This window comes from Vibrio sp. G-C-1 (genome assembly GCF_021728015.1).
GTDB lineage: Bacteria > Pseudomonadota > Gammaproteobacteria > Enterobacterales > Vibrionaceae > Vibrio > Vibrio splendidus.
Genome location: NZ_JAKKCR010000015.1, coordinates 101,954 through 115,049, shown reverse-complemented (window position 1 = coordinate 115,049; position 13,096 = coordinate 101,954). Strand labels below are relative to the sequence as shown.

General features: G+C 46.2%; 10 protein-coding genes and 4 tRNA genes. 8 read left to right on the top strand and 6 right to left on the bottom strand.

Annotation, left to right across the window (positions count from 1 at the left end; all coding sequences use genetic code 11):
• Nucleotides 1–42: 42 nt before the first annotated feature.
• From L3V36_RS19805 to orn, 5 genes are all read right to left on the bottom strand, one after another.
• Nucleotides 43–119 (bottom strand) — tRNA-Met (locus tag L3V36_RS19805).
• Between the two features lie 104 nt (nucleotides 120–223).
• Nucleotides 224–299 (bottom strand) — tRNA-Gly (locus L3V36_RS19800).
• A 55-nt stretch (nucleotides 300–354) separates the two neighbouring features.
• Nucleotides 355–431: transfer RNA gene (locus L3V36_RS19795), tRNA-Met, on the bottom strand.
• A gap of 67 nt (nucleotides 432–498) precedes the next feature.
• Nucleotides 499–574 (bottom strand) — tRNA-Gly (locus L3V36_RS19790).
• A gap of 179 nt (nucleotides 575–753) precedes the next feature.
• Nucleotides 754–1,299 (bottom strand): oligoribonuclease, encoded by a 546-nt coding sequence (orn, locus tag L3V36_RS19785; protein WP_004733351.1) that lies wholly within the window; start codon nucleotides 1,297–1,299, stop codon nucleotides 754–756.
• Nucleotides 1,300–1,448: 149 nt separating this feature from the next.
• Here orn and rsgA point away from each other — a divergent pair, with 149 nt between their 5' ends.
• From rsgA to L3V36_RS19760, 5 genes are all read left to right on the top strand, one after another.
• A complete protein-coding gene (gene rsgA, locus L3V36_RS19780) occupies nucleotides 1,449–2,504 on the top strand; it encodes a small ribosomal subunit biogenesis GTPase RsgA (RefSeq protein ID WP_004733350.1) in 1,056 nt (351 codons plus the stop codon).
• 125 nt (nucleotides 2,505–2,629) lie between these two features.
• Nucleotides 2,630–3,556 (top strand): archaetidylserine decarboxylase, encoded by a 927-nt coding sequence (gene asd, locus L3V36_RS19775; protein ID WP_208775595.1) that lies wholly within the window; start codon nucleotides 2,630–2,632, stop codon nucleotides 3,554–3,556.
• 297 nt (nucleotides 3,557–3,853) lie between these two features.
• Complete coding sequence (locus L3V36_RS19770) at nucleotides 3,854–5,269, top strand: SLC13 family permease (RefSeq protein ID WP_108092365.1); 1,416 nt, start codon at nucleotides 3,854–3,856, stop codon at nucleotides 5,267–5,269.
• A gap of 323 nt (nucleotides 5,270–5,592) precedes the next feature.
• Nucleotides 5,593–7,473 carry a methyl-accepting chemotaxis protein gene (locus L3V36_RS19765; protein ID WP_208775593.1) on the top strand — a complete coding sequence of 627 codons (1,881 nt, stop codon included), beginning with the start codon at nucleotides 5,593–5,595 and terminating at the stop codon, nucleotides 7,471–7,473.
• Nucleotides 7,474–7,694: 221 nt separating this feature from the next.
• The gene (locus L3V36_RS19760; RefSeq protein WP_016799445.1) at nucleotides 7,695–8,582 is read left to right on the top strand and encodes a DMT family transporter; all 888 of its coding nucleotides are present in this window, start codon (nucleotides 7,695–7,697) and stop codon (nucleotides 8,580–8,582) included.
• Nucleotides 8,583–8,695: 113 nt separating this feature from the next.
• On the opposite strand, the gene epmA is transcribed toward L3V36_RS19760, so the two are convergent.
• Nucleotides 8,696–9,667, bottom strand: coding sequence for an elongation factor P--(R)-beta-lysine ligase (gene epmA, locus L3V36_RS19755; protein WP_102535432.1), 972 nt, complete (start codon nucleotides 9,665–9,667; stop codon nucleotides 8,696–8,698).
• A 451-nt stretch (nucleotides 9,668–10,118) separates the two neighbouring features.
• On the opposite strand from epmA, the gene frdA reads away from it, so the two are divergent.
• From frdA to frdC, 3 genes are read left to right on the top strand one after another with little or no spacing between them, the layout of a single operon-like run.
• Nucleotides 10,119–11,942: a fumarate reductase (quinol) flavoprotein subunit gene (gene frdA / locus L3V36_RS19750; protein WP_004733344.1), complete on the top strand. Its 1,824-nt coding sequence runs from the start codon at nucleotides 10,119–10,121 to the stop codon at nucleotides 11,940–11,942.
• Nucleotides 11,942–12,706, top strand: coding sequence for a succinate dehydrogenase/fumarate reductase iron-sulfur subunit (locus L3V36_RS19745; RefSeq protein WP_004733343.1), 765 nt, complete (start codon nucleotides 11,942–11,944; stop codon nucleotides 12,704–12,706). The genes frdA and L3V36_RS19745 overlap by 1 nt, the downstream gene beginning before the upstream one ends.
• 1 nt (nucleotide 12,707) lies before the next feature.
• Nucleotides 12,708–13,091 carry a fumarate reductase subunit FrdC gene (gene frdC, locus L3V36_RS19740; protein ID WP_108167134.1) on the top strand — a complete coding sequence of 128 codons (384 nt, stop codon included), beginning with the start codon at nucleotides 12,708–12,710 and terminating at the stop codon, nucleotides 13,089–13,091.
• Nucleotides 13,092–13,096 lie beyond the last annotated feature (5 nt).

Below are 13,096 nucleotides of genomic sequence, written 5' to 3'. Positions count from 1 at the left end.
AAGTTCTTACTGCAAAGAAGCTATCAACGTTTAGCTGTAATGTGGTTGCGGGAGCCGGATTTGAACCGACGACCTTCGGGTTATGAGCCCGACGAGCTACCAAACTGCTCCATCCCGCGTCCGGATGTTTCTCTTTTCGCATCATTACCGTTTAAGGAGAATGAGACTAAACCATTTTCATTCTGAGCACATTCTCAAAGAGACAGCTTCTAAGAATAGAATTTGGAGCGATACATCGGGTTCGAACCGATGACCTCAACCTTGGCAAGGTTGCGCTCTACCAACTGAGCTAGTATCGCATAAGCTAACCGTTAATCCGTACTGCAAGGCAGTGACCAACGTGTAACTGTAATGTGGTTGCGGGAGCCGGATTTGAACCGACGACCTTCGGGTTATGAGCCCGACGAGCTACCAAACTGCTCCATCCCGCGTCCGGATGCATTGTTAAGTACAATGAAACTTGACCATCTTCTTCAGTGCTAAGCACAAGAGAGAATTTGGAGCGATACATCGGGTTCGAACCGATGACCTCAACCTTGGCAAGGTTGCGCTCTACCAACTGAGCTAGTATCGCAATCTGAAACGTCTTTCGTCGTTCAGGGCTGCGAATTATAAGAGCATTTTTTTGTGATGCAAGTCCTTAATGCAAAATTACGAAAGTTTTTACTCAACTGCTGTAAAAGCACGCAGATTTGCAAAAAAATCAGCTCTTATGTCCCTGAAAAGTTAGATAAACGTGATCATTTGATCTGATTAGATGTTAATAATCGTTTTTCGGTAGTACTGCAGTTCAGCGATCGACTCACGAATATCATCCAATGCAAGGTGACTTCCCGACTTTGAAAAACCATCGAGTACTTCGGGTTTCCAGCGACGAGTCAGCTCTTTCAGGGTACTTACATCGACATAACGGTAATGGAAGTACTCTTCCAGCTCTGGCATGTGTTTGTATAAGAAACGGCGATCTTGGCCAATGCTGTTCCCACAAATCGGTGATTTGCCTTTTGGTACCCACTTCTCAAGAAACTCAATCGTTTGTTGAATAGCCTCTTGCTCTGAAACCGTGCTTTCTTGAATTCGTTTCACTAGGCCGCTGCCGGTGTGGGTCGTTGTACACCACTCGTCCATCTTGTCCAATTCACTCTGAGGTTGGTGAATAGCCAAAACAGGTCCTTCAGCCAGGATGTTAAGCTCACTATCAGTAACGATAGTAGCAATTTCAATGATTTTATGAGTTTCAGGATCAAGTCCCGTCATCTCTAGATCAACCCAAATCAGGTTCTGATCGCTAAAGGACATAAGGCGTCGCCTATTTGTTTATGTATAAAAGAGGTACTATACCCAAATAACTATACTCAAACTAGCTTTAGGGCCATCGAAATCAATGGTACCAACAACATTCCGTTTGAGTCCTCAATCATCAAGTTAGATGTGTTAAGTGAAAAATTGTGGCTAAAAAAAAGAAGTTAACCAAAGGTCAAGTGCGTCGTGTACGTAGCAACCAGAACAAGCGACTCAAGAAAGAAGATTCTATCCAGTGGGATGAGAACATGCTTGGCGGAACAAAAAGCGGACTCGTAATTACGCGCTTTGGCCAACATGCCGATATCGAAGATCTTGAAACCAACGAAGTTCACCGTTGTAACTTACGCCGCAGTATTGAAACGTTAGTTTCTGGAGACAAAGTCATTTGGCGCGCAGGACTTGAATCAATGGCCGGCATCTCTGGTGTTGTAGAAGCCGTTGAGCCAAGAACGTCAATGCTAACTCGCCCTGATTACTATGACGGCCTAAAACCGGTTGCCGCAAACGTAGACCAAATGGTTATCGTTTCAGCTGTACTGCCGGAGCTATCACTTAATATCATCGACCGTTACTTGATCGCCTCTGAAACGGTGAATATTGCCCCGTTAGTTGTGCTCAATAAAGTCGACTTGCTGACAGAACAACAAATTAGCGAATACCGCGAAACGCTGAAAATATACGAGAAAATCGGCTATAAAGTCATGTTCGTCAGTAAAGAGTCGGGTTACGGCATCAAAGAGTTGGAAGCCGAATTGAAAGATCGTATCAACATTTTCGTTGGTCAATCTGGCGTAGGTAAATCCAGCGTAGTGAATGCACTCATGCCAACATTAGACATTGAAGAAGGCGCGGTTTCTGAAAACTCAGGACTGGGTCAACACACTACGACTGCAGCGCGTTTGTATCACTTCCCTTCTGGTGGTGATCTTATCGATTCCCCAGGGGTACGTGAATTCGGCCTATGGCATTTAGAACCCGATGAAGTCACTGATGCTTTCATTGAATTCAAACCATACCTGGGTGGTTGTAAATTCCGTGACTGTAAACACAATGACGATCCTGGATGCCTTCTACGTGAAGCCGTTGAAGACGGTAAAATTAGCCGCTTACGTTTTGCTAGCTACCATCGCATTATTGAAACAATGGCTGACAACAAAGATAACCGTCAGTACTCACGAAGCAAGAAAGCCGATCTCTAATCGCGTTTTTGTGAACAAATGTGTGCATTTACTGACAATTGGCGCGAATTTAAGTAACATCTCGCGCCCTAAACCGTCATCGACAGATTTAATTGAAAAACAATTAGCATTGGAAAATTAATACAATGGATAAGATTAAAGTTGGATTGCAGTACTGGATCCCACAGCATGGGCTAACTCGCCTAGTCGGTAAACTGGCATCTGCTAAAGCGGGTGGCTTAACGACAGCGATCATCAACTGGTTCATCAAGCAATACAAAGTAAACATGGATGAAGCTCTGCATAGCGATCCAAAACACTTTAAGACATTCAATGAATTCTTCGTACGTGAATTAAAAGAAGGCATGCGCCCTGTCGCAGAAGGTGACTCTGTTATTGTTCACCCTGCTGATGCACGTGTAAGCCAGTTTGGCCCAATTACTGACGGTCAACTGATTCAAGCTAAAAACCATAACTACTCAGCTCGTGAGCTATTGGGTGGTGATGCTGCTCTAGCGGATGAATTTAAAGACGGCGAATTCGCAACGCTTTACTTGTCGCCAAGTGATTACCATCGCGTGCACATGCCATGTGACGGCACACTGCGTCAGATGATCTACGTTCCGGGTGACCTTTTCTCTGTAAACCCGTTAACGGCAGAGAACGTTCCAAACCTATTCGCACGTAACGAGCGTGTGGTTTGTATCTTTGATACTGAGTTTGGCCCAATGGCACAAGTGCTGGTTGGCGCAACTATCGTTGGCAGCATCGAGCAAGTATGGGCTGGTACCATTACTCCACCTCGTGGTAACTCAGTTTACAAGTGGGATTACCCTGCACAAGGTGATACAGCCGTCGTCTTGAAGAAAGGCGAAGAGATGGGCCGCTTTAAGCTTGGTTCAACGGTTATCAACCTGTTCGCTAAAGACGCAATCAAGTTTGACGAAACGATGCAAAATGGTGAGAAAACCATTCTAGGCACCCCTTTCGCGCATATTGCGGGCAAAGACGCTGAAGTAAATGAAGAGACTGCTGAAGCTGTTGATTCAACAGAGAACACAGACCAAGTCTAACTCTCTGAGTTAACTTAGTAAGCTTTAAGGGCGCGTTAGCTTTCTATTTTTAGAGAATAACGCGCCTTTTTCTTATCTAGTTCGAGACATTTCCCTTCAAGATTTCAACAAATCTAACTACCGATAACCTTATTCTCAACGAGCAGTACGTCGAATTACCAAGAAAAAAGATTGACCAAAAACAAAACAACTGTCGAAACCTTAAACAACTTTCCGATTTTACAACCCGTCTCCAAGTACCAAAAATCCAGATAACTTACTCTATTTGAAGATATTTTATTCATAGGGTCTTTGTACATGCCTAAACTCAATGTTGGCGTTCTGGCCAAGCTGTTGATTTGTTTTGCGATTCCCTTGGGCGTGTTATTCATGCCGATAGATTCAATACCAATCGATGATCTCACGCTGATTCAACACCGCTTGTTGGCAATATTCTTGTTGGCCGCTTTACTGTGGGTGCTTGAACCTGTTCCGGTATTCGCCACTTCCATTTTGATCATAGCACTTGAACTTGTGATGATTTCTGACAAAGGCTTACACCTATTTAGAAACCCACCAGCGGGACACGATCTCGGGGAGTTAATCAAATATACCGACATATTCGGTGCATTTTCGTCACCAATCATCATCCTCTTTATGGGTGGTTTCGCTCTCGCGATATCGGCATCTAAGTACGAACTCGACAACAACTTAGCACGAGTATTGCTCAAACCATTTGGTACAGAACCGCGCTTCATTATGCTCGGCTTAATGCTGATCACCGCCGTGTTCTCAATGTTCATGTCAAATACCGCAACAACGGTAATGATGCTCGCTCTGCTAGGCCCAATCGTAGCCTCAGCGCCAAAAGGCGACATGGGGATTAAAGCGCTCGTGTTGTGTATTCCAATTGCTGCTAACACCGGTGGTATCGCGACACCAATCGGTACACCGCCCAATGCCATCGCACTGCAATACCTGACGGGTGAGAACAGTATCGACTTCCTAAGCTGGATGATGATGGGCTTGCCCTTTGTGATCATTCAACTCACCATCGCTTGGTTCCTTCTACAGAAATTTTTCCCGTCCAAGGAAAAAAACATGGTGCTCAAGCTTGATGGCCAATTTAGAAAAAGCTGGCGTGCGATTGTGGTTTACGTCACCTTCGCTGCGACAATCTTATTGTGGATGACCACCAAACTGCACGGCATGAACACTTATGTGGTCTCGATCATTCCACTGGCTGTCTTTACTCTCACCGGCATCATGGGCAAAGAAGAGCTCAAGCTGATTAACTGGGATGTATTGTGGCTAGTAGCCGGTGGTATTGCGATTGGTATAGGACTAGATAAAACAGGCTTAGCCGTGGCACTCGCACACGCGATTGATTATGAGTCGCTCTCACCAACAGCGGTAGTGCTAACGTTATCCATCGTATGTTGGTTAATGGCAAACTTCATGTCAAACACCGCAACGGCCAACTTACTGATGCCGATCGCCGCTGCGATTGGTGCATCAATGGAAAGCTTGGTTGCGATAGGAGGCCTGCAAGGACTACTGGTTGTGGTCGCTTTCTCTGCATCGCTAGGTATGATTTTACCCGTATCGACACCACCAAACTCGTTGGCCTACTCGACCGGGCTTATCGAAAGTAAAGACATGGCGAAGATGGGTATCATCTTAGGGATCGTCGGCTTGTTGATGGTCTACCTCGCACTGTTTATTATCACTTAGCACGTTAGCTTATTATCACCTAGCACGTTAGCTTATTATCACCTAGCACGTTAACTTATTATCACCTAGCACGTTAGCTTTTCACTACAACCCTCCAGATAGCAATCATGATTTCGCTATCTGGAGGGTTTATCAGTTTTTAATCGATAGATAATTGTGATTCTACTTCACGGTTTATTAAAAATAACGACAAGTCATTTTAAATTTTTGATTTTAAACACATTTACCAACATTAAGACAACGGCACTATACACGCACCAGAGACACACCAATTCGCCATCAAGTACGTAATTAGGTTTTTGTCTAATAGAGAGGAATAGACCTTGAGACATACTATTAAGTTTAAAATTCAGATCGCGATTGCGGTCATTATCGCCGTCGTGAGTTGCGCTCAAGCCTGGATATCAGTTAATCAGCTGACTCAAGAAACCGAGGTCGCAATTAACCAAGAAATGAAAAATGTCAGTGTTGGCACCACCAATTACATTGCCGATTGGCTCTCAATCCGCAGTGATATGATGCTTGCCAATGAATCGACTATTTCAAGCAATAGTAACTCTGATCGCGAGTTATTGATCACCAAGCAAGCCGGACAATTCTTGTCTGTATATGCAGGGTTCAGCGATGGCACGATCGCTTATGGCGACAAAGGTGAAGATTGGCCAGCAGGTTATGACCCGCGCACTCGCCCTTGGTATAAAGATGCCAACGCAACATCAGATCTCATCATTACCGAACCTTATCAAGACTTTGACGGCAGCATTGTCATCAGCTTTGCGAAAGCATTCAGTGGCGATAGACAAGGTGTTCTCGCGGCCGATCTAACCGTAACCAGCATTATCGATACGGTTCTCAATGTAAAACTGGATAACGATGGCTTTGCGTTTTTAGTCGACGGCAATAACAACATTGTGGCCTACAGTGATGAAGAACTGAGTCAAAAACCACTGACCAGTTTGAATCCAGAACTCACAACCAACAAGGTGTCACAACTGCTCCAAGACCAGATGATCACCACTCTCACTTGGCCGGGTCAAGGCGATAAGCTAGTCTATATTGCCAATGTCCCGAACACCGATTGGTCGTTAGGTATCGTTATCGATAAAGACATGGCGTTTTCTGCAGTATCCGATGCCATTCAATTCATCACGCTGACCTCTTTGATTTTGTACATCATCATTTCAATTGCGAGTACCGTGGTGATCAACCGCCTACTTTCTCCATTACAAACCTTGTCAGAAGCGCTGACTCAGCTCGCTCAAGGCAGAGGCGATCTCACTCAGCGCATTGATATCACACGTATGGATGAGATTGGTAAACTTGCCGAGCTTGTGAACCAGTTCTTAAGCCAGATGCAAAGCATGTTGAAGGGCGTGATAGAGCACAGCCACGATCTCAACAATCATGCAGAGAAAGCCAATCAACTGGCGACCCAGTCTTCGATTAGCGTTGAGAATCAACAAAACGATATCAACCAAATTGCGACCGCGATTCATGAGATGTCCGCCACCGCAGCCGAAGTGGCTAGCCATGCCGAATTAACGGCATCCGCTTCTCAGGCATCCGCCACCGCTTGTAACGAAGGCCAAGAGGTCATCCAACAAAACCGCGATGCGATTACTGGCTTGGCGACTCAAGTTGAAGATGCCGCCAATGTGATTCGTGAATTAGAGAGCAATGCTCAAAGCATCAACCAGATCCTCTCCACCATTCAAGGCATTGCCGAACAGACCAACCTGTTGGCGTTGAATGCGGCGATTGAAGCCGCTCGTGCAGGTGAACAAGGTCGTGGATTTGCGGTTGTGGCCGATGAAGTGCGCGTGCTAAGCCAACGAACGCATGGCTCGACCGAAGAAATCCGCGTGATGATTGATACGCTGCAGAAGAATACCGAACATGCCGTTGAAAGCATGACCACCAGCACTCAACTGGCAGAGAACAGTGTTGGCTTCGCAGAACAAGCCCATGGCAGCCTGACTAAAATCACGCAAGCGATCACTGAAATCAACGATATGGCGCTGCAAATAGCCAGTGCTGCAGAAGAGCAACGCGCGGTCAGCGAGGACATCAGTCGTAATACGCAAGGAATCAAAGACGCATCCGACGATCTTGCCCAGCAAGCGGAAAGCAGTCGCAATAGCTCAAATGAAATGAGCAGCGCTGCTGAGTCGATGCGCCAAGACGTGGAGCGCTTTAAGGTATAGCGCTTTAAGGTATAGCGTTTTAAGGTTTAGCGCTTTGAGGTATAGCGCTTTGAGATATAGCGCGCCTCAAGCAAAGTAAGTTGAACCACACCAGCAAGTGACAGCTGACATAAACTAATAACTGAAACAAAGTCGTTCTTTCATAAGAATCACTTTGTTCTCAGTTCGGTTTGATGCATATTGATGAGCTAATTTATCCCAGACACAAGGATGTTATTCAGATGGGATTCGAATGGTTAGCTCTAGCTGCCGCTTTTCTTTGGGCGATTGCGAGCCTAATGTCAGTAAAGCCTGCTCAACACTTAGGTTCTTTCGCCTATAGCCGCTGGCGAATGGGTTGTACCGCTATCATCTTATCGAGCATGGCTTGGTTTACTGGCGGTTGGTCAAGTGTGGAAGCTGACTTAGTCACGCCGATGATGCTGTCTGGACTAATTGGCATCTTCATTGGTGATACCGCCCTATTTGCTTGTTTGAACCGAATGGGACCGCGCCAAGCGGGTTTGCTGTTCTCTTGTCACGCCGTGTTCTCCGCGATTCTTGGTTACTTCCTGTTTAGCGAAAGCATGACTTCGGTGGAGCTGATTGGCTCGGCATTGGTGTTTAGTGGTGTATTAACCGCAATCTTCTTTGGTCGTCGTGGCCAAGCGAACAACCAACTCGAAACCATTAAGGGCACGGTGTGGATTGGTGTGGCGTTGGGAATCACCGCCGCGATCTGCCAAGCATTGGGCGGCATTATTGCCAAACCCGTGATGCAAACCAGTATCGACCCAATAGCCGCCTCTGCTATTCGAATGATCACCGCTTTTGTTGCTCACTCACTGTTTCGCTTAACGGGCGCCAAACTTTCACGCGCACTTAACCCAATGAATAAGCAGATATTCGCGATTACCGCGGTTAACGGGTTTTTGGCAATGGCTGTAGGAATGACGCTGATCTTGTACGCGTTGCAGGAAGGCAATGTCGGCATGGTCGCTCTGTTATCTTCAACCACGCCCATCATGTTGTTACCGATACTCTGGTTGTACACCAAACAGAGGCCAAATGCCTACGCTTGGATAGGTGCCATTGTTGCCGTGGTGGGTACTGGTATCTTGGTTAGCTAGTGGCACTGGTATTCTGGTCAGCGAGTAAAGCTGATTAGAAGCGGATTGAAAGCTGAGAGTTAACCGTTACTAGCTAAGGACTATTAACTCTCAGTAAAAACAAAAGCAAAAAACTAAGAACGCGGGAACGGGAAAGCCGTCACATCATCGATGTGGTCGTAGCCCAGCGCCAGCATGATTAGCCTGTCGATACCTAAAGCAACACCCGCACAGTCTGGTAAGCCCGCTTTTAATGCCTCAATCAAGTGATGGTCAATCGGTTGAGGCGATAAGCCCATCTCAATACGTTTGGCATTATCACCTTCAAAGCGCTGAAGTTGTTCTTGTGGTTTATCGAGTTCATGGAAGCCGTTTGCCAATTCAATCCCTTTGAAATACACCTCAAAGCGATCCGCCACTCGTGGATCATTCGGGTTAATCTTGGCTAACGCTGCTTGTGATGCTGGGAAGTCATAAACAAACGCAGGAACGTCTTGGCCTATTTTCGCTTCAACGCCAATACTGAAAAGAAGCTGCAATAGCGTATCGCGGTCTTGTTCTGGATCTGCAATGTCGCTGAGCCCTAGTTTCGCGGCAGCCTGCTTTAAGGTATCCATCGAATCTTCCAACGGACACACACCCAATACATCAATAAAGACTTGTTGGTAAGTCATTCGCTCCGCAACACCTGATTTTAGAACCTGCTGTAACAGCAAATCCATTTCATCCATCAGGTCATGATGATCAAAGCCAACGCGATACCACTCCAACATGGTGAACTCAGGATTATGGTAACGGCCGTTTTCTTCATTACGAAAAGACTTACAAATTTGGTAGATACAGCCACTGCCCGCCGCTAACAGTCGTTTCATATGAAACTCTGGGCTCGTCATAAAGAACAGTGGTTGGCCGTGCGCATAACCCGGCCCTACAAATTCAGTTTTGAACGTATGCAAATGCACATCCGTCACCGTGGCGTGACTCATGGCTGGCGTATCCACTTCCATCACGTTTCGCTCTGTAAAGAACTGGCGAATTTGATTAAGGATATCAGCACGTTGCTTTAACTGCTTAATGGTTGCGGCCGGTTGCCATGTAGAGTGCATTATTAAGTTCCATATCACTGAATTCTAGGCGACGAAAATTACCACCTTTCGTCTCTTTTGTAAGCTTCTATCTGTCTATTGATGAAAGCAAAATGTTGTTTTAATGAAGCCAGAAAATTACGTTCTACAATACAATTATCAATACAGCTTTCACATCAACATTGATAACGAAAATCATACTCAACAAGCCGTTAACACCCGTCCTGTGGGTTAATCGTTATCAACAATTCATTGCCGTGATTGCAGTCACATAACCTATAATTTCTATGCCTCCATATGCATTACCGACCTAAAAACCCAAATACATCAATTTTTGAAATGCCTTCCTCTCTTACACTGAACCTACCACTTAAGGCTTAGGGGTGCTAAATGGTTCCTACGATTTAGAACCTCCTAAATAGGCTTTTTATAATAACAAGCGGAATACTCCGCATCACACTGGAGAATAACTGTGAAGACAATTACCACAGATATCGCAGTCATCGGCGCAGGCGGCGCTGGTCTTCGTACAGCTATCGCTGCGGCTGAAGCTAATCCTGAATTGGAAGTAGCACTGATTTCTAAAGTTTACCCAATGCGTTCGCACACGGTAGCAGCAGAAGGCGGTTCAGCAGCAGTAATTAAAGACGAAGATAGCCTAGATAACCACTTCAACGATACTGTTGGCGGTGGCGACTGGCTATGTGAACAGGATGTTGTTGAATACTTTGTTGAAAACTCGACTCGCGAAATGATCCAAATGGAACAATGGGGCTGCCCATGGAGTCGTAAAGAAAACGGTGAAGTAAACGTACGCCGATTCGGCGGTATGAAAGTAGAGAGAACGTGGTTCGCAGCGGATAAAACCGGCTTCCACATGCTTCATACTCTGTTCCAGACTTCGATGAAGTACGACACAATCAAACGATTTGATGAGTACTTTGTGGTGGATTTGATCGTTGAAGATGGCGAAGTACAAGGCCTAATCGCGATTCATATGTCTGAAGGTGAGCTTGTTACGATTAAAGCGAAATCTGTTGTATTAGCAACCGGTGGCGCAGGTCGTGTTTACCACTGCAATACTAACGGCGGCATCGTAACTGGCGACGGTATGGCAATGGCTTATCGCCACGGTGTACCACTGCGTGATATGGAGTTCGTTCAATACCACCCAACAGGCCTACCGGGCACTGGCATCTTGATGACCGAAGGTTGTCGTGGTGAAGGCGGTATCATCGTCAACAAGAACGGCTACCGTTACCTACAAGATTACGGCATGGGCCCTGAAACTCCAGTGGGCGAGCCGAAAAACAAATACATGGAACTGGGTCCTCGTGACAAAGTTTCTCAAGCATTCTGGCACGAGCAGCAGAAAGGCAACACCATCAAGCACCCACTTGGTGATGTCGTACACCTTGACCTTCGCCACCTTGGTGAAGAGTACCTGCAAGAGCGTCTTCCGTTCATCTGTGAGCTTGCAAAAGCGTACGTAAACGTAGACCCAGCAAAAGAGCCAATCCCAATTCGCCCTACCGTTCACTACACCATGGGTGGTATTGAAACTAACGGTACGTGTGAAACTCGCATTAAAGGCCTATTCGCCGTTGGTGAATGTGCTTCAGTTGGCCTACACGGTGCAAACCGCCTAGGGTCTAACTCTCTGGCTGAGTTCGTGGTATTTGGCCGCGTAGCCGGTGAACAAGCCGTGAAACGTGCCGCTGAATTCAAAGGCTGGAACGAAGAAGCTATTACTAAGCAAATCAAAGCGGTTGAAGATCGCATCGCAGGCATCTTGGCTCAAGAAGGCGATGAGAACTGGGCTGACATCCGCACTGAAATGGGTCACACCATGGAAGCGGGTTGTGGTATCTACCGTCAAGAAGACTTGATGCAAGAAACCATCGACAAAATCACTGAACTGAAAGCGCGCTACAAGAAGATCAGCATTAAAGACAAAGGCAAAGTGTTCAACACTGACCTACTTTACGCTATCGAAGTGGGTTACGGCCTTGAAGTTGCAGAAGCGATGGTTCACTCAGCGATCCTTCGTAAAGAGTCTCGCGGTGCACACCAACGTCTAGACGACAACTGCACAGAACGTGATGACGTGAACTTCCTGAAACACTCTCTATCTTTCTACAACGAAGATGCAGCACCAACCATCGACTACAGCGGCGTTAAGATTACTAAATCTCAACCTAAAGCTCGTCTATACGGTGAAGCAGCCGAGAAAGCCGCTGCTGCTGAAAAAGCAGCAGAAGAGAATGCGAAGAAGAGCGAAGAGGAGCAAGCATAATGTCAGCGAATCGAATCCAAAAAATTGAAATCCTGCGTTATGACCCTGAGCACGACGCAGAACCTCATTTTCAAACCTTTGAAGTTCCGTTTGATGAAACCATGTCAGTACTTGATGCGATTGGTTACATCAAAGATAACCTAGATAAAGACCTGTCTTACCGTTGGTCTTGTCGTATGGCGATTTGTGGTTCTTGCGGCATCATGGTTGATGGCGTGCCAAAACTGGCATGTAAAAGCTTCTTACGTGACTACCCGAATGGCTTCAAGATTGAGCCTTTGGCTAACTTCCCAATCGAAAAAGATTTGATTGTCGACATGACGCCGTTCATCGAGCGCCTTGAAGCAATCAAGCCTTACATCATTGGTAACGACCGCAAGCCAGAAGACGGCACTAACATCCAAACTCCAGAGCAAATGGCGAAGTACAAACAGTTCGCTGGCTGCATCAACTGTGGTTTGTGTTACGCAGCGTGTCCTCAGTTTGGTCTCAACCCTGAGTTCATCGGCCCTGCGGCACTTGCTCTTGCTCACCGCTACAACCTAGATAGCCGTGACAATGGTAAAGCTGAACGTATGAAGCTTATCAATGGCGACAACGGCGCTTGGGGCTGTACGTTTGTAGGTTACTGTTCTGACGTATGTCCGAAGAAAGTAGACCCAGCGGCTGCAGTAAACCAAGGTAAAGTTGAGTCTTCAATGGACTTCGTTATTTCGATGTTCAAACCTGATGGCGAACCGGTTAAAGCGACGGAGGAAGCGTAATATGAGCAATCGTAAACCTTATGTTCGTGAAATGAAGAGAACGTGGTGGAGCAACCATCCGTTCTACCGTTTCTACATGCTACGTGAAGCGACTGTACTGCCTTTGATTCTATTCACTCTGTTCCTAACCTTCGGTTTGGGTTCGCTAGTGAAAGGTCCTGAAGCGTGGGCAGGCTGGTTGAGCTTTATGGCTAACCCTGTCGTTGTTGGTATCAACATCGTGGCACTGCTAGGCAGCTTACTGCACGCTCAGACCTTCTTCAGCATGATGCCTCAAGTAATGCCAATCCGCCTTAAAGGCAAATTGGTAGATAAAAGAATCATCGTACTGACCCAGTGGGCAGCGGTGGCATTTATTTCTTTAATCGTTCTTATGGTGGTGTAAGGAGC

Coding starts and splice junctions, on each gene's coding strand:
- epmA (WP_102535432.1), bottom strand. CDS start 9,667: ATGCACTCTACATGGCAACCGGCCGCAACCATTAAGCAGTTAAAGCAA.
- L3V36_RS19770 (WP_108092365.1), top strand. CDS start 3,854: ATGCCTAAACTCAATGTTGGCGTTCTGGCCAAGCTGTTGATTTGTTTT.
- asd (WP_208775595.1), top strand. CDS start 2,630: ATGGATAAGATTAAAGTTGGATTGCAGTACTGGATCCCACAGCATGGG.
- frdC (WP_108167134.1), top strand. CDS start 12,708: ATGAGCAATCGTAAACCTTATGTTCGTGAAATGAAGAGAACGTGGTGG.
- L3V36_RS19760 (WP_016799445.1), top strand. CDS start 7,695: ATGGGATTCGAATGGTTAGCTCTAGCTGCCGCTTTTCTTTGGGCGATT.
- orn (WP_004733351.1), bottom strand. CDS start 1,299: ATGTCCTTTAGCGATCAGAACCTGATTTGGGTTGATCTAGAGATGACG.
- L3V36_RS19745 (WP_004733343.1), top strand. CDS start 11,942: ATGTCAGCGAATCGAATCCAAAAAATTGAAATCCTGCGTTATGACCCT.